A 20,214-nucleotide genomic window follows, 5' to 3' on the forward strand; every position below is an offset into this window, starting at 1 on the left:
GGAAAAGGACATGGATGTCGAAGGCTACACAATGTGGATCAGTGGCGGCAGCCTGGTGCTGGTCGCCCCCGGGGTCGCCGACCTGGAATGTCGCAACGCGCTCGCGTCGCTGCGCCACGCGCAGTCGCTGGCTGACGCCCTGATGGGGCCGCGTTTCGACGGGCACCGGCAATGGTACCGGGCCTATCGCAACGCCCTTGGCCGGCGCGGCTGGCGGGTGACCTACAGCTGCCAGAGCATCGAGAGCGCCGGCTATCGCACCTTGCTCGCGCCGACCCAGCCGTTGTTGCTGTGGCTGGTCAGCCAGCACCCGGAACTGGGGGATGTGCTGGACCTCGGCGTCGATGCGTTGAGTCTCGACCGGCAGGGGCTGCGGCAGTTGTCGCAGCATGCCCTGCAGGTGCTGGCAGCGCCCGCCGGTGGTACGCGGATCGTGCTGGAACTGGGCGTCTTGCGCCCCGGTTCGCAGTTGAGCCTGTGCAGTGTCGCCCTGGAAACCAGCCAGGCGCTCGACCCGGACTGGCTGAGAGTGCCGCTGGAGGGCATCCACCTGCGCGGCGATCTTTATTTTCAGAGCCTGACGGCCGAGTCCGCGCCGGAACTGCGGGAAGCCGGCAACGATGGCTTCGCCCGCCTGCGGCTGGTCGCCAGCGACCGTCAGACCCTTCATTGAGGCAGCAATCATCATGACCAACCAACCCCGAACGGCTGTGGTGGGCCACGCCCTGCTGTCGTTCTTTCCGGAAATCGACGCCAGCACCCGCGAGCAGGTGCAGACGGCCCTGCTGTTCGCCCAGCGGGCGACCGACGACGTGCTCGCCGACGGCCTGGTGGAGGACGGCTACGGCTACTACCGCAATCAGCTCAAGAGCCTGGGCTGGGATGCCACGCCACCGCCGCTGGCCTACGCCCCGGACCTGCTGCGTTGTCGGATGCTGGATGCGGCACTGGCGCAGATCGGCGCCGTGACCGACCCGCGGATGGCGGAGGTGACACGGTTTTCCATCGACAAGCTGCAGCACAGCAGCAAGGCCTTGCTGCGTTTCGAAAAGCGTTCGCTGGAGCGCTCGGCCTTCCAGTTGCTGCCCTGTCGGGTGAGCCAGCCGGGTTATGTGGATCTGGTGCTCTATCACCAGACCCTGGAGTCAGCGGACCGCTGCCGCGGCTTTCTGTTCTTCGAACGTGTCGTCACGGGTGCCAGGGCCGACCTGGTGCGTTTCAACCCGCGCCTGTTCGAGGCCACCTATGCCGCGCGGGTTCGCGAGCGCCTGACCCGGGCGCTGCTGGAGGATGTCCACGAGCTCTGACGCCGTGGCTCAGGACACCAGGTAACCCTTGATCCCGGTAAAGATGATCTGTGCCGCCAGGGCGCAGACGAACAGGCCCATCAGCCGGCTGACGATCTGCAGACCCTGGTCGCCGAGGATCTTCTCGATGCGGTTGGACAGGTACAGCACCAGGCCGACGGTGACGCTGGCCAGGGCGATACTGACGATCGCCAGCGCCTTGTCGTCCCAGTGCGGCTGGCTGACCCCCATCACCAGCAGGGCGCCGATGGTGCCGGGGCCGACGGTGAGGGGAATGGTCAGCGGCACGATGGTCACGTCCTGCTGCACGTTGTCGGTCTGCACCGCCGACTTGCCCTGGGCCATGCCCAGCGCCGAAATGAACAGCACGCTGCCGGCACCGATGCGGAATGCATCCGGGGTGATGCCGAACACGCCGAAGATCACGCGCCCGAACAGGTACAGCAGGACGCTGGCCACCAGCACGCCGGTCGCCACCTTCCAGGCCAGGTGCTTGCGCTCCTTGCTGGAGTAGCCGCGGGTCAGGCTGATGAAGCAGGACAGAACGAAAAACGGGCTGTAGAGCACGAGCATCTTCAGGTAAACGCTGAACAACTCATGGAGCATGGTCTGGGCTCGCGAAAGGACAAGGGCGGGAAGTGTATCAGTGTGACGCCGGTGCGCCTGCGGCGGCGCGTGCCTGTTCGCGACGGGCGATCCAGTGCTCGACCACTTCGCGCAGTTGCGACAGTTCCACCGGCTTGGACATGTGCCCATCCATGCCGGCCAGGCGCGCGCGCTCCTTGTGCTCGGCGAGGATATGCGCGGTCAGCGCCACCACCGGCGTGCGCGGGCGCTCCATGGTGGCCTCCCAGGCACGCAGTTGCTGGGTGGCGGAGAAGCCGTCGAGGATCGGCATTTCGCAGTCCATCAGCACCAGGTCGTACTGCCTGGCCTTCATTGCCTTGAGCGCTTCCTCACCGTTGCTGGCGGTGTCCGGCTCGATGCTGAGCTTGCCCAGCATGCCGCGAATGACCTTGGTGGAAATGCTGTTGTCCTCGGCGACGAGAATACGGAAATCCGCCGGCAGCTCGATCGGTACCGGTTTCGGCGCCGGCGCCAGGCCTGGCGGTGGCGCCTTGCTGCGCTGTGCCAGTTCTTCGGCGAGGGTGGTCTTGAGGGTGTAGCCGGCCACCGGCTTGGCGAGGATGCGTTTGACCCCGGCATTGCGCGCGATGATCTTGCTCGGCGCGTTGCTGATGCCGGTGAGCATGACCAGCAGGATGTCGTGGTTCAGGCTCGGGTCTTCCTTGATCTTCGCGGCCAGTTGCATGCCGGTCATGCCGGGCATGTTCTGATCCAGCAGCACCGCATCGAAGTAATCGCGCAGGTGCGCCTTGGTCCGCAGCAGGGCCAGCGCTTCCTTGCCCGACGGCACTGCACTGACGTTCATGCCCCAGGCGCCGCACTGCTGCACCAGGACCTTGCGACAGGTGTCGTTGTCGTCCACCACCAGGACCCGCGCACCGCGCAGCGAGGCGTCGAGGTCGGTGGCCGGCTGTTCCAGGCGCTGCGAGTCGAGGGGCAGGGTCAGCCACAGGGTGTTGCCCTGGCTGTGGCTGGTCTTGATGCCGAACTCGCCCTGCATCAGGTTGACCAGCTGCTTGGCGATGACCAGGCCGAGGTGGCCGCCGAGCTTGTTGCTCGACAGGAAGTGCTTGCTGTGCAGCTCGGCCTGCAGCAGGGCATCGCGCTCGGCTGGCTGCATGGCTTCGCCGCAGTCCTGCACGGCGATGCGCAGGCGCGGGCGGTCGCCGCGCTGGTCGAGGGCCACCACCAGCAGGATCTCGCCGTGGTCGGTCTTCTTCAGGGCATTGTCGAGCAGGCTGAGCATGGCCTGGCGCAGGCGGGTCGGGTCGCCGCTGATGACCCGCGGCACCTGGGGCTGGGTGAAGCTGATCAGTTCGATGTTCTGCTGCTCGGCCTTGGCCCGGAAGATACCCAGGCAATCCTCGATCAGGGCGTTGAGGTCGAACTGCACGTCGTCCAGCTCGATCTGCCCGGACTCCAGCTTGGAGATGTCGAGGATCTCGTTGATCAGGGTCAGCAGCTCGTTGCCGGCACTGTGGATGGTCTGCACGTAGTCGCGTTGCTTGACCGACAGCGGCGTGCCCAGGAGCAGTTCGGTCATGCCCAGCACGCCGTTCATCGGTGTGCGGATCTCATGGCTGATCTTGGCCAGGAACTCGGCTTTGGCGTTGATCTCGGCGTTGCTCGCCGCCTGCTCGCGGCTGGCGCTGAAGCGTGCCTCGCTGATGCTGCGCAGGCGTTCGCTGACCGACAGGTTGAGCAGCAGGCCGCTGAGCACGGTGAGGCCGAGCAGAATGAACAGCAGGGTCTGGGTCGGCGTGCGGGTGAGGCCGAGCAGGGCCGGCAGCACCACCAGGCAGCCGAGGTTGAAGATCAGCATGGCCAGGGCGAACAGGCGCGCCGGGGCGAAGCCCTTGTACCAGTGATAGCTGGCGACCCCGAGCATGCTCAGGCAACCCAGGGCCACCAGGGCGTAGGTCATCAGGTTCAGGGGCAGGGTTTCGACGAACAGCAGCAACAGCCCGCAGAACACCACCAGCAGCATTTGCCCCTGCAGCAGACGATTGACCCGCGAGGGGCCGAGGGGGGCGAAGAAGCGCTGGGTGAAGGACAGTCCGCAGAGGGTGGCGAGCATCACCGTGAGGTAGGCCGCCGGGGTCTGCGCGGCGTGCCAGAGGTTCCACGGGCCGCTGAGGTTGAGCAGGATCAGCGCGCTGAGCAGCATCAGCAGGTGATAGCCGGCCAGCCACAGGCTGCTGGCCGAGCGGGAATAGGCGAAACGGGTCAGGTTGTGCAGGACGAGCATGCCCAGGCAGCCGAACAGCAGACCGAACAGCAGCGCGCGGCGCTGGTCGGCGGCGGCCTCGACCGCGGGCAGCAGGCTGATGCCGGGGCGCAACTGGTGCTCGGACACCAGGCGCAGGTAAACGTCCAGCGCCACGGGGCTGGCGGGCAGGGAGAGGAGCTGGTCGTTGCTGCTCAGGGTCAGCAGGCCGCTGTCGCTGCGTCGCCCGTTGTGGGTCTGCTGCACCAGGTTGTTGCCGTCGAGTACGTAGAGGTCCAGGCGCGACAGGTCCGGGGCGAAGACGCGGATCACCTGTTCCTGCTGGCCGGGGGGCAGGCGGTAATGCAGCCAGAGCGCCTGGTTCGGGGCGGCGGCGTCGAGCTGGTTGAGATCGATGGGGCTGAACTGGTTGCGGTAGCGTTCGGAACGGATGTCGCCGAGTTGCAGATTGGCCTGGTTGTCGAGCAGAACGGCCCAGCCGCTGCCGGACTCGGCCATGGCCGGGGGCAGGCAGAACAGGGTCAGCAGGCTGACGAGGGTTCCAATGGCAATCCTGAGCCAACGCACGACTATATCCCTTCCTCGCGTGATGCCGGTGTACAACTATGCGCGGCGTGCCAAGGCGAAGGCAAGGCCCCGCCGGGGCCCTGCCGAGGTGCCGGGCGCCGCGCCACAGGGGCGCCGCGCTCCCGAACCCGCGGATTACTCCTGATGCTCGCCACGCTCACGGGCGATGGCGCGATAGCCGATGTCCTTGCGGTAGAACGCGCCGTCCCAGTCGAGCTCCGCGGCCAGGCGGTAGGCCTGCTGCTGTGCGGCTTCGACGGTATCGCCCAGGGCGGTGGCGCAGAGCACGCGACCACCGCTGGTGACGACCTGGCCGTCCTTCAGCGCGGTACCGGCATGGAACACCTTGCCCTGCAGCGCGGCGGCGGCCTGCAACCCCTTGATCGGTGCACCCTTGGCGTAGTCGCCCGGGTAACCGCCGGCGGCCAGCACCACGCCCAGGCTCGGGCGCGGGTCCCAAACGGCTTCGATCTTGTCCAGGGCCTTGGCCAGCGCGGCCTCGACCAGCAGCACCAGGCTCGATTCCAGACGCAGCATGACCGGCTGGGTTTCCGGGTCGCCGAAACGGCAGTTGAACTCGATGACCTTCGGGTTCCCGGCCTTGTCGATCATCAGACCAGCATAGAGGAAACCGGTGTAGACGTTGCCTTCGGCGGCCATGCCGCGCACGGTCGGGTAGATCACCAGGTCCATGACGCGCTGGTGCACGTCGGCGGTGACCACCGGTGCCGGGGAGTAGGCGCCCATGCCGCCGGTGTTCGGACCGGTATCGGCGTCGCCGACGCGCTTGTGGTCCTGGCTGGTGGCCATCGGCAGCACGTTGGCGCCGTCGACCATGACGATGAAGCTGGCTTCCTCGCCATCGAGGAACTCCTCGATGACCACGCGCGAACCGGCGTCCCCGAAGGCGTTGCCGGCGAGCATGTCGCGCACGGCGTCTTCGGCTTCGGCCAGGCTCATGGCGACGATCACGCCCTTGCCGGCGGCCAGGCCGTCGGCCTTGATCACGATCGGTGCGCCTTTTTCACGCAGATAGGCCAGGGCCGGCTCGATCTCGGTGAAGTTCTGGTAGTCGGCGGTCGGGATCTTGTGACGCGCCAGGAAGTCCTTGGTGAAGGCCTTGGAGCCTTCCAGCTGGGCGGCGCCGGCGGTCGGGCCGAAGCAGTCCAGGCCGCGCTTGCGGAACAGGTCGACGACACCGGCGACCAGCGGTGCTTCCGGGCCGACGATGGTCAGGGCGACGTTCTTCTCGGCGAAGTCGGCCAGTTGCTCCAGGGCCAGGACGTCGATGGCGACGTTCTCGCACTTGGCTTCAGTGGCGGTGCCGGCGTTGCCCGGGGCGACGAAGACTTTCTCGATGCGCGGGTCCTGGGCGACTTTCCAGGCCAGGGCGTGCTCGCGGCCGCCGCTGCCGATGATCAAAACGTTCATGTCAAAACCTCGATGACGCTAATTCTGTTGGGGGGCATGGGAAAAGGCCGGAGGGCAAGGTGCCCGGTCCGGCCTCATCGCTGGCAAGCCAGCTCCCACAGGGGGCGTATTAGTGGCGGAAGTGGCGCATGCCGGTGAAGACCATGGCGATGCCCGCTTCATCAGCGGCGGCGATGACTTCGGCATCGCGCATCGAACCACCTGGCTGGATGACCGCGGTGATACCCACTTTAGCTGCGTTGTCGATGCCGTCGCGGAACGGGAAGAAGGCGTCCGAGGCCATGACCGCGCCCTGCACCTGCAGGCCGGCGTGCTCGGCCTTGATCGCGGCGATGCGCGCGGAGTTGACGCGGCTCATCTGGCCGGCGCCGACACCGATGGTCTGGCGATTCTTGGCGTAGACGATGGCGTTGGACTTGACGAACTTGGCCACTTTCCAGGCGAAGATCAGGTCGTGGATTTCCTGCTCGCTCGGGGCGCGCTGGGTCACGACCTTGAGGTCGCCCTCGGTGATCATGCCGATGTCACGGCTCTGCACCAGCAGGCCGCCGGTGACGCGCTTGTAGTCCCAGGCCGCGGCACGTTCGGCCGACCATTCGCCGCAGGCCAGCAGGCGCACGTTGGCCTTGGCCGCGACTACGGCGCGGGCTTCCTCGCTGACGCTCGGGGCGATGATGACTTCGACGAACTGGCGCTCGACGATGGCGCGGGCGGTTTCGCCGTCCAGCTCGCGGTTGAAGGCGATGATGCCGCCGAACGCCGACTCGGTGTCGGTGGCGTAGGCCAGCTCGTAGGCCTGGCGAATGCCGCCTTCAGGGCTGACCGCGACGCCGCACGGGTTGGCGTGCTTGACGATGACGCAGGCCGGCTTGACGAAGCTCTTCACGCATTCCAGCGCGGCGTCGGTATCGGCCACGTTGTTGTACGACAGTTCCTTGCCCTGCAGCTGCACCGCGGTGGCGATACCGGTTTCCGACGGCTTGGCCTCGACATAGAACGCCGCGCTCTGGTGCGGGTTCTCGCCGTAGCGCATTTCCTGGGCCTTGATGAACTGGCTGTTGAAGGTGCGCGGGAATTCGCTGCGGCCTTCGGTGCTCAGGGTCTCGGCGGCCTGGTTGCCGGCCTTGAGGTTTTCCAGGACGCTGGCGTAGTCGCTGGCGTTGACCACGATGGCCACGTCCTTGTGGTTCTTGGCCGCGGAACGGACCATGGTCGGGCCGCCGATGTCGATGTTCTCGATGGCGGTCGGCAGGTCGCAACCCGGCTTGGAGATGGTGGCTTCGAATGGGTACAGGTTGACGGCGACCAGGTCGATCGGCTTGATCCCGTGCTCCTGCATGATGGCGTCGTCGGTGCCGCGACGGCCGAGGATGCCACCGTGGATTTTCGGATGCAGGGTCTTGACCCGGCCGTCCATCATTTCCGCGAAGCCGGTGTAGTCGGCGACTTCGACCGCGGCGACGCCGTTGTCCTGGAGCAGCTTGAAGGTGCCGCCGGTAGACAGGATCTCGACGCCAAGGCCTTGCAGCTCACGGGCGAATTCGAGGATCCCGGTCTTGTCGGAAACGCTGATCAGGGCACGGCGGATCGGCAGGCGGGTAGTCTGGTCGGTCATTTCAGATTCCATAACGCGGTGGAGTCAGCAAAAAAGGCGACCTCACGGTGGAGTCGCCTTTTCTGGTTGGGATTCATGCTTACAGCAGGTCGTACTGCTTGAGTTTCTTGCGCAGGGTGCCTCGGTTCAGCCCCAGCAGCTCGCTGGCCTTGGTCTGGTTGCCCTTGACGTAGTTCATCACGCTTTCGAGCAAGGGGGCCTCGACTTCCGAGAGCACCAGGTTGTACACGTCCGTGACAGCAGCGCCTTCGAGGTGGGCGAAATAGTTGTGCAGCGCCTTCTCCACGCTTCCGCGAAGGGTCTGGCCCTCTTCGCTGGGGGTATTGAGGTGCTGTTTCAGGTTGACGTTGTCGCTCACGGGCGTTGTTCCACTCACTAAAGTCTCGGTCATCGTCGTCATGCGGCCACCCCTTGTCCGTCCTCTGTCTCAAGGCTCTGTTGCCGTTCGCTGAAGAACAGGCGAACGTCGGCGCATTGCGCGTGTGTGTCTTCCAGACGATTGAACCGGGCGCGAAACTCCCTTGCCCCCGGTAACGTCGCCAGATACCAGCCAACGTGCTTGCGGGCGATGCGTACGCCCATTACATCGCCATAGAAGGCGTGCAGCGCTGCCAGGTGTTCCAGCAGAATCCGTTCCACCTCGCCCAGCGCCAGCGCCGGCAGCGTCTCGCCGGTGCGCAGGTAATGCTCGATCTCGCGAAAGATCCAGGGGCGCCCCTGGGCGGCACGTCCGATCAACAGGCCATCGACGCCGGTGCTGTCGAGCACCTGGCGGGCCTTTTGCGGCGAGGTGATGTCGCCATTGGCGAATACCGGGATCGACACCGCCTGCTTGATCGCAGCGATGGTGTCGTATTCGGCTTCGCCGGTGTACAGGTCGGCGCGGGTACGGCCATGCACGGCCAGCGCCTGGATCCCGGCCTGCTCGGCGATCTTCGCCACGGTCAGGCCGTTCTTGTTGTCGCGGTCCCAGCCAGTGCGGATCTTCAGGGTCACCGGCACCTCCACTGCGGCGACCACCGCGTGGAGGATTTCACTGACCAGCACTTCATCTTTCAATAAAGCAGAGCCTGCAGCCTTGTTGCAGACTTTTTTTGCCGGACAGCCCATGTTGATATCGATGATCTGCGCACCCAGCTCGACGTTGGCGCGGGCCGCCGCGGCGAGCATCTGCGCGTCGCCACCGGCGATCTGCACCGAGCGCGGCTCGGGGTCGCCTTCGTGGATCATGCGCAGCCGCGATTTGCGGCTGTTCCACAGGCTCATGTCGCTGCTGACCATTTCCGACACCACAAGACCCGCGCCCATCCGTCGGCAAAGCTGGCGAAAAGGCTGGTCCGTGACCCCGGCCATCGGGGCAAGGATCAGGTTGTTCTGCAGTTCGTATGGGCCGATGCGTACCGCCGACATAGGAGTTCCCTGTTGTGGGGCCGGATCATGAGAGTTCGAAAAAGGGTGGGCATGATACCCGCTCTCGATGACCGGATAAAGATGAATCTGGATAAAATCTGAACAGTTGCGCCTATGGGAGGGGCCGCAATCGACGTGTGCCCGACGCCGGAAAGCCGGCGTCGGGCAGCGGTGATCACTCGGGCGAGCGGAAGCTGAGGCTGTAGTTCACGGCCTTGGGCCCCGGATCGAGAATGTCCAGGGCGATGTGGATCGGGGTCTGGCTGGGCATCTCGGCCTTGCCGGCCAACTCGCCGCTGAGGTACTCGGCGGGCTTGAAGCGACGGCTGGCGATCAACTGGCCGTTGAGGTCGGCGAAACGCAGCTCCAGCAGCGGAAAAGGCTGCGAGAATGGCGCCCGGTTGTAGATGATCGCGTCCACCACCAGCGCCCCCTTGAAGTCGGGATGGCTGCGCACCACCAGGTTGCTGCTCTTGATCCTGGCGATATCGACCTTGGACGGCACTTCGCAGCCGAGGGTCGGGCAGAGCTCCTGGAACCACGGGCGGTACTGGTCCTGGCGGGCCAGTTCGTCGTAGTGGTACCAGATGTACTGGCCCGCCAGGGCGGCGGCGGCCAGCAGGATCAGCAGCAGCCAGAGCAGACGCTTGCCGAGGTTGCTGCGCGGCTTCTGCCAGTCCAGTTGCAGCGGGTCGTCGACCAGGTCGATCAGGGGTTCCTTGCGCGGCGACCGGGACGGTTCGGCGAGCGCCCCGAGCGCGGGGTCGCGACGCTCGTCGGCGGCGATGTCGTCCTGGTCATCGTCGTCGCGGGCCGACAGGCGGGGCGCGCCGTCGGTCGGATCATCGTCATCGGCGGCGAGGGGCGCCGAGCGCGTCGGCGGGACGTCGTCCTCCGCTGCCGTCAGGTCCAGGGACAGTGATGGCTCGGTGCGTTCGTCCGTCAGCGGTTCGTCGATCAGCGGCGTCGCGGTTTCCACCTCTTGCAGCGGCGGTTCGTCGAGCGTTGGTTCGTGGACCTCGGGTTCGCTGCCGGCAGCGCCGAACAGGCCATCTTCGAGCAGTTCGTCGGCGCGCGGGTCGTCGCGCTGGGCGCTGAGGCTGTCGTCGCGCCGCGGGGGCGCGTGAAAGTCCACGCTGGGCTGGATTTCACGCTGTTCGAGACGGGCCAGCTCACGGTCGAGGTCGAGCTGGTCGAGGTCCAGGTCGGCCAGTTCGACGTCGTTCCAGTGCTTCGTTGCCGCTGCCGGCGGCTCCGGCGCCACCTCCGGCACGGGCGGCGGGGCGGCGGGCGGCGCGATGGGCGCGGGCGCGGGATCAGCGGCGGGCGCCGGTTGCAGCGCGGCATTCTGCTCCAGCAACTGGCGGGCGGCGTTGAACACTTGCAGGCAATTGCCGCAGCGGACGACACCACGAGCCACGCTCAACTGATTGTGGCTGACGCGAAAGCTGGTCTGGCAATGCGGGCACTGGGTGACGAAACTGTCGGTCATGCGGCGGTCCGGAGGGGTGAGCTGAAAACTAGTCTAGTTAACGACGATGACCGCTGATGCGCACCCAGCCATCGCGGACGACGATCGGGTCGAGGTCGAAGTCCGCCGCGTAGGCCGCGGCCACTTCCTCGCCCTGTTCGGCGAGGATGCCGGACAGCGCCAGCAGGCCGCCCGGACGCACCAGGCCGCTGAGCTGCGGCGCCAGCGACACCAGCGGGCCGGCGAGGATATTGGCGACCAGCACGTCGGCCTGCATGGCCGGCATCTGCTCGGGCAGGTAGAGGTCGAAGTCCGCTTCGGCGATGCCGTTGCGTCCGGCATTGTCACGCGAGGCCTCCAGGGCCTGCACGTCGATATCGGTACCGGTGGCGCGGCGCGCGCCCAGCAGCAGCGCGGCGATGGCGAGGATGCCCGAGCCGCAGCCGAAGTCGAGCACGTTGGCCCCGCTCAGGTCCTGACCGTCCAGCCATTCCAGGCACAGCGCGGTGGTCGGGTGGGTGCCGGTGCCGAAGGCCAGGCCCGGGTCCAGCAGCAGGTTGACCGCGTCGGGTTCCGGCGCCGCATGCCAGCTCGGCACGATCCACAGGCGCCGGCCGAAACGCATCGGCTGGAAGTTGTCCATCCAGCTGCGCTCCCAGTCCTGGTCGGCGATGACCTCGGCGTGGTGCTCCGGCAGTTCGGCGCCGGTCAGCAATTGCAGGTGGGCGAACACCGCCTCGGGCTCGGCATCGGCCTCGAACAGCGCCAGCAGGTGAGTGTTGGACCACAGTGGCGTGGTGTTCAGGTCCGGTTCGAAGATCGGCTGGTCTTCGGCGTCCATGAAGGTCACGGAAACCGCGCCCACTTCCAGCAGGGCGTCTTCATAGGTTTCGGCCTGTTCCGGAGTGATGGCCAGACGAACTTGTAACCAGGGCATGGAGGTACCTTCACCAAGGAGATTCAGCGCAGTGCTGCGAAAGCCCGCCAGTGTACGCCAGCCGGGCGGCAAAGTGGATAACGAACGCCTGGCGTCCCGGCGCTAACTATCTATCACCCGTGCCCGGCCTGCCTCGCTCACCCTCGACGGCCTCATTCAACAAGGAGTCAGATGATGAGCATCGATCTAATCGACGGGCCAGGGCGCTTGTCGCTGCTGGAGCTGACGCGCTGGGAGCTGTGGATACGCCGGTTCTTCGACGGGCAACCGTTCTTCGAACCGTTCGCCCGTGAACGCCTGATGGTGCATCTGCGTACCTACTACCCCCATGAAGACGTGGCGCCCTCGTTTCCCGAGTCGCTGCTGCAGGCGTTGCTGCAACGGCTGGTCGACGGCCAGTTGCCGTCGTTCGAGGAGCAGCGGCAGGGTTCCGCGGAGCGCTTGGCGGACGAGTTGCCCGCGACGGCTGACCCGGAGCAGGCCGAAGAGCGCCGGCAGACCCTCGTGCAGATCATCGAGGGCGTGGTTTCGGGCCTGGTCAGCGACTACTGCCAGTCCTTGCAGCGGCAGTGGCAGCGGCGTCCGGCCGGGCTCGACGGCGAGAGTATCGTCGGCGCGAGATTCCGCGAGCGCCTGGAGGCGCACTGTGCCGCGCTGACCGCGCTGTTCTCCCTGGAAACCCTGAAACGGTTCGATGGCCAGACGCTGCGCCAGTACATCCTGGCCATGGAAGCGCGCTGGCGTGAATCGTTCGACGGCGGCGGCGGGCTGCCCGACAAGGAGCGCCAGCAGATCGACGGGCTGATTCGTACCGCCCTGGGCGACTGGTTCGCCGGATTGAACCGCGACGACCTGGACACCCTGCGGGATTTCCAGCAGCACGCCGCGCTCCTGCGCGAGCAGGCCCGCCTGCTGCTGGAGGACGTGGAGTCGCTGCATGCCCACGCCAGGGTGGAAATCATCGCCTGGACCCGTGCCCTGCTCGGCGTGGAACTCGAACCGGACGAGCTGCGCGTGGAGACGCGGCTGAACCACCCGGATTACCCGGCGACGCGCACCACCCGGCTCGCCGAACTGGTGGCGGAGGGGCCGTTCGACGCGGATACGGGCAAGTCACGCAGCTTGTCGCGAGTACATGGCGCGCTCAACCGCAGGCTGCCCGAGGACTTCCTCGACAGCCTCCTGGCGGCAGTCGATCCGCGCTCCACCTACCACCAGCGACTCGCGGAACGCTATGGCCGCCCCGATGTGCTCGCCGCCCTGTACGACCTGAACGACCTGTGTCTGCAGCAGAGCGCCTACATCGCCCGCTGCAAGGGGCACCTGAGCAGCGAGGGACATGACCTGGTCATGCGGGTCCGGGCCGGCAATGGCGTCGGTCGGGACGAGGCCGGCGAAAAAGTGACCGGCATTTCCCAGTTCCCCGACGCGCCACTGGCGCAGCTGCTGCTGTTCCATGCCCAGGACGACAGCGGACGGGTCTCGGGCCTGGTGCTCTACGCCCCCGGCAAGCCCGACGGCCAGGAGTGGATCGAGTTGCCGTCGCTGCGCGCGCTGGCCGCGGAACTGGGGGGCTGGCTGCGCGACGAAGCGGGGACGCGCTACCTGCTCGACCGCCTCAACGTCAGCGGGCAGGGCAAGGCCGAGACCTTCTACGCCGGCGTGCGCGAGCGGCCCGACACCTGGGACCTGAGCCGTGACCACCGTGGCCAGCACTACGGTTACGCCGAGTGCAGCCGCCACCTGATCGAGCTGGGGCGGGACAATCACCTCGACCAGGTGGCGTGGTACGAGGCGCCGCGCTGGCTGCAGGAACTGCCAGCGAGCAAGCGCCGGTTGATTGCCGGGCTCAACGAAGACCTGCGCCTGCTCAACGAGGCGATGCAGCAGCGGGTGGGCGAGCAGGAAAGCTTCCTGGCGTTCTCCCGGCGGACCACTCAGGCCGGCCTTGCCCGCTATCTCAAGGACTGTGGCGTGGTCGGCGATGTCGACCCGCAGACCATCCTCTTCGATTTCGTCCCGGGACTGGACTCGTCGGTAAAGATCACCCGCACCCTGCTCGACCTGGCCATGTACGGCCATGACGACAACTGGGGCCTGGATAACCCGCGGATGCCGGTGCGTTCGTCCGTCGGGCAGGACCTGAGCAGGGTGCGGGCCTCCGACCTGGCGACCTGGCTGCGCAGTGCCTACCTCGGCGAGCACTACGCGCAATCGCTGCGCAAGGCATTCCTCGATGCCAGTCATCCACAGTACGCCGGGCGTCGCGCCCTGCACTTGCGCCTGGCCCGAACGACCCTGCGGCGTGATGTGCATGCCACCCATGGCAAGGGGATGCTCCAGGCCGATGAGCGCGACTGGTTGCTGGGCGAGATCGACAGGCTGGACGAGGTCCGCGGGGAGCAGGGCGACTCGGCGGACAATATCGCCGGCAACGGCGTGTTCCGCTTCACCCTCAACGGGCGCCAGAGTGTCGGCCTGTACGTGTTCCGGCGTATCGTCGGCGATGTCGCGCAGGACTGGCTGTACACCCCGCAGGCCCCCGACGGGCTGACCCTGCGCAAGTACCAGGGCTTCGTTGGTAGCGAACGGGGGGCGATGCACGACTGGTATCTGCAGCACCTGCGTTTCGTCGATCGTCCGGCGGTGTCGCAATGGCTGGTGCAGTTGGCGAGGGGCGAGCGCACCCGCGACGCCCTGCGCGAGGGCAGCCGGGTCAGCGACTTCACCGCCGAGTACGACGAGCACCTGAACAGCCATATCAGCGACATCGAGGCGGTGACCCGCAGCCGCCACGAGGTGATCGTCGAGCAGGTGACCAAGGGCCTGTTGTATGCCGCCTTCCCCTTGAGCCTGGCGTTTCCGCCGCTGGGTTTCGCCCTCGATGCGGTGTTCCTGGCCATCGGCAGCGCCAAGGCGATCGCCAGCCACATCGCCGATGATGACTCTGCCGCGCTGGGGCACTGGCTCGGTGTGGCCGCCGGACTCTGGGGCATCGCCCTGCCGGGGGCATGGGGCGCACTGATGCATGCCTCGCGCGCCGGGGTGCGCAAGGTCAGCGAGATCAGTCGCTGGAACCAGGTCACCGATCAGGCCCGGCCGGGCGTGCGTCAGGGCGAGCGTGCGGTGATCAGCGTGATGGACGAGCAGCGTGCGCTGAAAACCGTTCCGGACAACCTGCGCAGCATGGAAAAGGGCGGTATCTGGCGCGGCGTGTTCCAGGGCGGGGGCGACAGCGGGCAGGTGGCGTTCTACGTCCGCGATCGCGGTCGCTACTTCCAGGTGGTCCATGATCGCGACTACCAGACGCTGCGCCTGGTCGATCCGCAACATCCCCAGGCACAGTACCGGGTACCGATACGCCTGGGGCCGGGAAACCGTTGGCAGTTCAACCCGCAGGTCGGCTTGCGCGGGGGCGCGCCGACCGTCTACCTCGGCCAGGTGCGCGAGGTCTTCGAGGCTTTCCCGGCGCGGGTCAATCCCTTGCCGGAGCGCGGCGTGCTGCAGGGCGAGGGGCTGATTGCCGGCTTCAATCCGGCCCTCTCCGACAACTACCTGTACTCGCTGAACATCGAAAGCTGTGTGGTGGCCTGCCTGTACAACCCGGCCACGCAGCGGGGGGCGATGATCCATATCGATCACAATATTCGCGGGCTGATCGAGGATGCGCTGGACTCGGCGCTGAGCGGTATCCGCCAGGGCGGCGGGGAGGAGCGGATCGCCGCGACGCTGGTGGGTGGCGACTGGCTGTCGAGCGGCGCGGACATCGGCGGACCGGTTCGCTCGGCGCTGGCCCGCCGGGGGATCACGGCGGATTGGGATCACTGGTCGTATTCGTCGTGCTTCGGCAACATCTACGGGGTTCGCCTCGACCTCGCCGATGGCGCGGCCAGCGTCTTCACCAGCACGCGGTCCAGCGTGCAGCGGGTGATCGACCCGATCCTGCTGGATGCCACCCGCGGTGGCCAAAGCGACCTGGCCCGGCGTGCCATGCGCTTCCTCCAGCGTTTTCGCGAGGATCCGCTGGTGCAGACCGGCACGGGCGCCATCGCGACGCTCGGCGGCAAGCCGGCAAGTGCCTCGCAGATCGAGGCGCAGGCATTGCTGCTGACCAACCTGGGCAGTTGAGCCCAACGAAAAAGCCCCGAACCTGGGTTCGGGGCTTTTCACATTCAACGCGAGGTGCAACCGGCGGGATTACTCCGAAGCCAGCTTGTGCTCCAGGTAGTGAATGTTGACGCCGCCCTTGCAGAAGGCTTCGTCACGGACCAGATCACGGTGCAGCGGGATGTTGGTCTTGATCCCGTCGACGACGATTTCGTCCAGGGCATTGCGCATGCGTGCCATGGCTTCGTCGCGGTCCTTGCCGTAGGTGATCAGCTTGCCGATCAACGAGTCGTAGTTCGGCGGAACGGTGTAGCCGCTGTACAGGTGCGAATCGACGCGAACGCCGTTGCCGCCCGGAGCGTGGAAGTGCTTGACCGTGCCTGGGCTCGGGATGAACTTCTTCGGATCCTCGGCGTTGATCCGGCATTCCAGGGCGTGACCGCGGATGACCACGTCGTCCTGGGTGAACGACAGCTTGTTGCCAGCGGCGATGCTGAGCATCTCCTTGACGATGTCGATACCGGTGACCATTTCCGAAACCGGGTGCTCTACCTGCACGCGAGTGTTCATCTCGATGAAGTAGAAGCGGCCGTTCTCGTAGAGGAACTCGAAGGTGCCGGCGCCACGGTAGCCGATCTCGACGCACGCCTGGACGCAGCGATCGAAGACTTCCTGGCGGGCCTTCTCGTCGATGCCCGGAGCCGGAGCTTCTTCCAGTACCTTCTGGTGACGGCGCTGCAGCGAGCAGTCACGGTCGCCCAGGTGCACGGCGTTGCCCTGGCCGTCGGAAAGAACCTGGACTTCCACGTGACGTGGGTTGGTCAGGAACTTCTCCAGGTAGACCATCGGGTTGCCGAAGGCGGCACCGGCTTCGGTACGGGTCAGCTTGGCCGAGGAAATCAGGTCCTCTTCCTTGTGCACCACGCGCATGCCGCGACCACCACCGCCACCGGCGGCCTTGATGATCACCGGGTAGCCCACCTGACGAGCGATCGCCAGGGCGGTCTCTTCGTCTTCCGGCAGCGGGCCGTCGGAGCCCGGTACGGTCGGCACGCCGGACTTGATCATGGCGTCCTTGGCCGACACCTTGTCGCCCATCAGGCGGATGGTGTCGGCGTTCGGGCCGATGAAGGCGAAGCCGGATTTCTCTACCTGTTCGGCGAAGTCGGCGTTTTCCGCGAGGAAGCCATAGCCAGGGTGAATGGCGGTGGCACCGGTGACTTCGGCGGCGGCGATGATCGCCGGGATGTGCAGGTAGGATTCCTTGGACGAGGCCGGGCCGATGCACACGGACTCGTCAGCCAGGCCCAGGTGCATCAGCTCGCGGTCGGCCGTGGAGTGTACGGCGACGGTCTTGATGCCCAGTTCCTTGCAGGCACGCAGGATACGCAGGGCAATTTCGCCGCGGTTGGCGATCAGAACTTTTTCCAACATCGCAGGCTCTCCGCGGTTCAAACGATGGTGAACAGCGGCTGGTCGAACTCAACCGGCTGACCGTCTTCCACCAGGATGGCGTCGATGACACCGCTGACATCGGCTTCGATGTGGTTCATCATTTTCATGGCTTCGACGATGCACAGGGTGTCGCCTTTCTTCACGCTCTGGCCGACTTCGGCGAAGGCTGCCGAGGTTGGCGAAGCCTTGCGGTAGAAGGTGCCGACCATTGGCGAGCGAACCACGGTGCCTTTCAGCTGTGGCGCAGCGGCTTCGGCAGCCGGGGCGGCAGCGGCAGCGGCGACAGGCGCGGTAACCGGAGCGACGGCGGCGGCCATCGGGGCCGGCGCGTAGAACTGCTGGGCTGGAGCCTTGCTGTGGCGGCTGATGCGCACGGACTCTTCGCCTTCCTTGATCTCCAGCTCGTCGATGCCGGACTCTTCCAGCAGTTCGATCAGTTTCTTGACTTTACGAATATCCATTAATCATCAACTCCCAAGATTTGGTCAGGGTCGTATGAACGTGATTCAAACGTTCTTGTAAGCCTGGCGACCGCCAGGCTCGCGTTATTCAGGATTTTGCGCCGGCAGCCAGTTGCTCCAGGGCGGACTCCAGGGCCAGGCGGTAACCGCTGGCGCCCAGGCCGCAGATCACTCCCACGGCGACATCCGAAAAGTAGGAGTGGTGACGGAATGGCTCGCGCTTGTGCACGTTGGACAGATGCACTTCGATGAATGGGATGCTCACTGCCAGCAATGCGTCACGTAATGCGACGCTGGTATGTGTGAAAGCCGCCGGATTGATCAGGATGAAGTCCACGCCTTCGTTGCGCGCGGCATGGATCCGGTCGATCAGTTCGTATTCGGCGTTGCTTTGCAGGTATTGCAGATGGTGGCCGGCGGCGCGGGCGCGCTGCTCCAGGTCCTGGTTGATCTGCGCCAGGGTCACGGCACCGTAGACGCCAGGTTCGCGCGTTCCGAGCAGGTTCAGGTTGGGGCCGTGCAGCACCAGTAGGGTTGCCATCTGCGCATCCTTTGATTTTGTAGGACATGATTACAAGCGCGGCGACTATGCCGCAAAGACCCGAGCACTGTCCAGTTACCTGCAATAGCCAGCACGTTGAGCGAGATTCGCGCAAAATATGTGACTATTTTATTAATCCCGGTCATTGGCAGCGCTTTCCGGCGGCCCCGGGAAGTTATAGACGCAGATCGGCGCGAATGCGCTGCAGATGTTCGGCGAATTCGCCGGCGTTGGTCTCGCCTACCACGCGAGCGGCGTTGTTTTCGCTGCCGTTCGCGGCGAAGAACAGCAGCGCCGGTGGGCCGAACAGTTGGTAGCGGTCGAGCAGGGCGCGCTGTTCGGCGCTGCTTTGGGTGATATCGAAGCGCACCAGCCGGTATTCCTTGAGCAATGGCAGCACGTTCGGCGCATTCAGCACTTCATGTTCGATGACCTTGCAGCTGATGCACCAGTCGGCGTACCAGTCCAGTACCAGCGGCTGGCCGGCGGCCTTGGCTTCGGCGAGGACCCGGTCGAGTTCGGCGGGGCTGTCGATGGTCTGCCAGTCCTGATTGCCGGCCTGGGTGACGGCCGCGCCATTGCCAGCAACGGGCAACGGGCGCAGCGGATCGCTCTGGCCGCTGAGGGCGCCGTACCAGCAGGCCAGGGCGTAGACCAGCAGGAGCAGACCGAGCAGTTGCGCCAGGCGCTGGCGCGGGGTCTTCACCACGAATTCCAGGGCGCCGAGGAACAGCGCCACACCGGCGGCCAGCAGGCCCACCAGCACCAGGGTGACCTGGCCTGGCAACACGCGGCTGAGCAGGCCGACGGCCAGGCCCAGCAGCAGCACGCCGATGGCGTTCTTCACCGTGACCAGCCACGGCCCGCTTTTCGGCAGCCAGGCCGCGCCGCCGGTGGCCACCAGCAACAGCGGGGCGCCCATGCCCAGGCCCAGGGCGAACAGCTTCAGCGCACCGCCCAGGGCATCGCCGCTGGCGCTGATGTAGAGCAGGGCGCCGGCCAGCGGCGCCGAGACGCAGGGCGAGACCAGCAGGCTGGAGACCACGCCGAGCACCGCGGCACCGAGCAGCGAACCGCCCTTGGTCTGGCCGGCGACGCGGTCGAGACGGTCATTCAGGGCGCGCGGCAGCTTCAGTTCGAACAGGCCGAACATGGCCAGGGCGAACACCACGAAGAACAGCGAGAAGGGCACCAGCACCCAGGCCGACTGCAGGCGCGCCTGCAGGTTGAGGCTGGCGCCGAACAGGCCCATCAGGGCGCCGAGCAGGGCGAAGCAGGCGGCCATCGGCAGCACGTAGGCCAGCGACAGGGACAGGCCGCGCCAGCCGCCAACCTGGCCGCGCAGGACCACGCCGGAGAGAATCGGCAGCATCGGCAATACGCAGGGGGTGAAGGTCAGGCCGACACCGGCGAGGAAGAACAGCGCCAGGCTTTTCCAGGACCATCGTTCGCTGCTGCCGGGATCGCTGGCGGCTGGCGTCGTGGCGCCCGTGCCGGCGATGCTCAGGCGCTCGGTTTCCGGTGGGTAGCACAGACCCTTGTCGGCACAGCCCTGGTAGGTCACCACCAGGGTGAAGGGGCGTTTGTCGTCGCCGCGTGGCAGGTCGATATCGAGAATGCCGTGGTAGACCTCGACATCGCCGAAGAACTCATCGTGCTTGGCCTCGCCCGGCGGCAGTTGCGGGGTGCCCAGGGCGATGTCGGCCGGTTCGGCGCGGAACTGGAAGCGATGGCGATAGAGGTAGTAGCCCTCGGCGGGAACGAAGCGCAGCTTGATGCCCTGGGCATCGCCCTGGATCAGGTTGAGCTTGAAGGCTTCGCGGACCGGGAGAAAGTCGGCGCTGTTGTTCAGCGAGGGCGCGCCGAGGGTGGCGCTGGGGCGGCTGTCGAGCAGGCCGGCGCCCAGGGCGGGCAGGGCCAGGGCCAGCAGCAGGAGGCAAAGCAGACGACGCATGATGGTCTCGCGGGGGGGCGTAGGTGTCCGCATGATAGCGGAGTCTCGGCGGGGATGCGCAGGTGGTGGGCGTGCATGACCTCACCGTAGGAGCGCGGCTTGCC

Annotated in this window: 15 protein-coding genes; 3 read left to right on the forward strand and 12 right to left on the reverse strand. The window is 66.2% G+C overall.

What is annotated here, in order from left to right; translation table 11 throughout:
* Nucleotides 1–10: 10 nt before the first annotated feature.
* Both CHB99_RS21785 and CHB99_RS21790 read left to right on the forward strand, forming a co-directional pair.
* Nucleotides 11–673 carry a hypothetical protein gene (locus tag CHB99_RS21785; RefSeq protein ID WP_042128021.1) on the forward strand — a complete coding sequence of 221 codons (663 nt, stop codon included), beginning with the start codon at nt 11–13 and terminating at the stop codon, nt 671–673.
* A gap of 13 nt (nt 674–686) precedes the next feature.
* The gene (locus CHB99_RS21790) at nt 687–1,307 is read left to right on the forward strand and encodes a hypothetical protein (protein ID WP_042128019.1); all 621 of its coding nucleotides are present in this window, start codon (nt 687–689) and stop codon (nt 1,305–1,307) included.
* 9 nt (nt 1,308–1,316) lie between these two features.
* Here the strand turns inward: CHB99_RS21790 and CHB99_RS21795 are convergent, their stop codons facing one another.
* The 8 genes from CHB99_RS21795 to prmA form a co-directional block, all read right to left on the reverse strand.
* Nucleotides 1,317–1,913, reverse strand: a complete 597-nt coding sequence (locus tag CHB99_RS21795; protein WP_042128018.1) for a MarC family protein — start codon at nt 1,911–1,913, stop codon at nt 1,317–1,319.
* A 37-nt stretch (nt 1,914–1,950) separates the two neighbouring features.
* Nucleotides 1,951–4,728 (reverse strand): hybrid sensor histidine kinase/response regulator, encoded by a 2,778-nt coding sequence (locus CHB99_RS21800; protein ID WP_042128016.1) that lies wholly within the window; start codon nt 4,726–4,728, stop codon nt 1,951–1,953.
* Nucleotides 4,729–4,863: 135 nt separating this feature from the next.
* On the reverse strand, nt 4,864–6,159 hold the full coding sequence (gene purD / locus CHB99_RS21805; RefSeq protein ID WP_042128014.1) for a phosphoribosylamine--glycine ligase: 1,296 nt from the start codon (nt 6,157–6,159) through the stop codon (nt 4,864–4,866).
* A 109-nt stretch (nt 6,160–6,268) separates the two neighbouring features.
* On the reverse strand, nt 6,269–7,774 hold the full coding sequence (gene purH, locus CHB99_RS21810) for a bifunctional phosphoribosylaminoimidazolecarboxamide formyltransferase/IMP cyclohydrolase (protein WP_089266625.1): 1,506 nt from the start codon (nt 7,772–7,774) through the stop codon (nt 6,269–6,271).
* A gap of 79 nt (nt 7,775–7,853) precedes the next feature.
* Nucleotides 7,854–8,174 carry a DNA-binding transcriptional regulator Fis gene (gene fis / locus CHB99_RS21815; RefSeq protein WP_042128011.1) on the reverse strand — a complete coding sequence of 107 codons (321 nt, stop codon included), beginning with the start codon at nt 8,172–8,174 and terminating at the stop codon, nt 7,854–7,856.
* Nucleotides 8,171–9,184, reverse strand: coding sequence for a tRNA dihydrouridine synthase DusB (gene dusB, locus CHB99_RS21820; protein WP_042128009.1), 1,014 nt, complete (start codon nt 9,182–9,184; stop codon nt 8,171–8,173). Before dusB ends, fis begins: the two co-directional genes overlap by 4 nt.
* Nucleotides 9,185–9,359: 175 nt before the next feature.
* Entirely contained in the window at nt 9,360–10,676 is a 1,317-nt protein-coding gene (locus tag CHB99_RS21825; RefSeq protein ID WP_042128007.1) for a DUF3426 domain-containing protein, read from the reverse strand.
* Nucleotides 10,677–10,713: 37 nt separating this feature from the next.
* Nucleotides 10,714–11,592 (reverse strand): 50S ribosomal protein L11 methyltransferase, encoded by an 879-nt coding sequence (prmA, locus tag CHB99_RS21830; protein WP_042128005.1) that lies wholly within the window; start codon nt 11,590–11,592, stop codon nt 10,714–10,716.
* Between the two features lie 174 nt (nt 11,593–11,766).
* On the opposite strand from prmA, the gene CHB99_RS21835 reads away from it, so the two are divergent.
* Nucleotides 11,767–15,720 carry a dermonecrotic toxin domain-containing protein gene (locus tag CHB99_RS21835; RefSeq protein WP_042128003.1) on the forward strand — a complete coding sequence of 1,318 codons (3,954 nt, stop codon included), beginning with the start codon at nt 11,767–11,769 and terminating at the stop codon, nt 15,718–15,720.
* Between the two features lie 69 nt (nt 15,721–15,789).
* Here CHB99_RS21835 and accC read toward each other — a convergent pair whose 3' ends face one another.
* From accC to CHB99_RS21855, 4 genes are all read right to left on the reverse strand, one after another.
* Nucleotides 15,790–17,133 (reverse strand): acetyl-CoA carboxylase biotin carboxylase subunit, encoded by a 1,344-nt coding sequence (gene accC / locus CHB99_RS21840; RefSeq protein ID WP_042128001.1) that lies wholly within the window; start codon nt 17,131–17,133, stop codon nt 15,790–15,792.
* A 17-nt stretch (nt 17,134–17,150) separates the two neighbouring features.
* The gene (accB, locus tag CHB99_RS21845; protein WP_042127999.1) at nt 17,151–17,615 is read right to left on the reverse strand and encodes an acetyl-CoA carboxylase biotin carboxyl carrier protein; all 465 of its coding nucleotides are present in this window, start codon (nt 17,613–17,615) and stop codon (nt 17,151–17,153) included.
* A gap of 88 nt (nt 17,616–17,703) precedes the next feature.
* The gene (gene aroQ / locus CHB99_RS21850) at nt 17,704–18,156 is read right to left on the reverse strand and encodes a type II 3-dehydroquinate dehydratase (RefSeq protein WP_042127997.1); all 453 of its coding nucleotides are present in this window, start codon (nt 18,154–18,156) and stop codon (nt 17,704–17,706) included.
* Between the two features lie 175 nt (nt 18,157–18,331).
* Complete coding sequence (locus tag CHB99_RS21855) at nt 18,332–20,110, reverse strand: protein-disulfide reductase DsbD (protein WP_042127996.1); 1,779 nt, start codon at nt 20,108–20,110, stop codon at nt 18,332–18,334.
* Between the last annotated feature and the right edge of the window lie 104 nt (nt 20,111–20,214).

Source organism: Pseudomonas japonica, from assembly GCF_900188455.1.
Lineage (GTDB): Bacteria > Pseudomonadota > Gammaproteobacteria > Pseudomonadales > Pseudomonadaceae > Aquipseudomonas > Aquipseudomonas japonica.

Bases quoted from the DNA above. Each gene is read 5' to 3' on its own strand.
- aroQ (WP_042127997.1), bottom strand. From the start codon at position 18,156: ATGGCAACCCTACTGGTGCTGCACGGCCCCAACCTGAACCTGCTCGGA.
- fis (WP_042128011.1), bottom strand. From the start codon at position 8,174: ATGACGACGATGACCGAGACTTTAGTGAGTGGAACAACGCCCGTGAGC.
- CHB99_RS21855 (WP_042127996.1), bottom strand. From the start codon at position 20,110: ATGCGTCGTCTGCTTTGCCTCCTGCTGCTGGCCCTGGCCCTGCCCGCC.
- accC (WP_042128001.1), bottom strand. From the start codon at position 17,133: ATGTTGGAAAAAGTTCTGATCGCCAACCGCGGCGAAATTGCCCTGCGT.
- purD (WP_042128014.1), bottom strand. From the start codon at position 6,159: ATGAACGTTTTGATCATCGGCAGCGGCGGCCGCGAGCACGCCCTGGCC.
- purH (WP_089266625.1), bottom strand. From the start codon at position 7,774: ATGACCGACCAGACTACCCGCCTGCCGATCCGCCGTGCCCTGATCAGC.
- dusB (WP_042128009.1), bottom strand. From the start codon at position 9,184: ATGTCGGCGGTACGCATCGGCCCATACGAACTGCAGAACAACCTGATC.
- CHB99_RS21795 (WP_042128018.1), bottom strand. From the start codon at position 1,913: ATGCTCCATGAGTTGTTCAGCGTTTACCTGAAGATGCTCGTGCTCTAC.
- CHB99_RS21785 (WP_042128021.1), top strand. From the start codon at position 11: ATGGATGTCGAAGGCTACACAATGTGGATCAGTGGCGGCAGCCTGGTG.
- CHB99_RS21790 (WP_042128019.1), top strand. From the start codon at position 687: ATGACCAACCAACCCCGAACGGCTGTGGTGGGCCACGCCCTGCTGTCG.
- CHB99_RS21825 (WP_042128007.1), bottom strand. From the start codon at position 10,676: ATGACCGACAGTTTCGTCACCCAGTGCCCGCATTGCCAGACCAGCTTT.
- accB (WP_042127999.1), bottom strand. From the start codon at position 17,615: ATGGATATTCGTAAAGTCAAGAAACTGATCGAACTGCTGGAAGAGTCC.
- CHB99_RS21835 (WP_042128003.1), top strand. From the start codon at position 11,767: ATGAGCATCGATCTAATCGACGGGCCAGGGCGCTTGTCGCTGCTGGAG.
- prmA (WP_042128005.1), bottom strand. From the start codon at position 11,592: ATGCCCTGGTTACAAGTTCGTCTGGCCATCACTCCGGAACAGGCCGAA.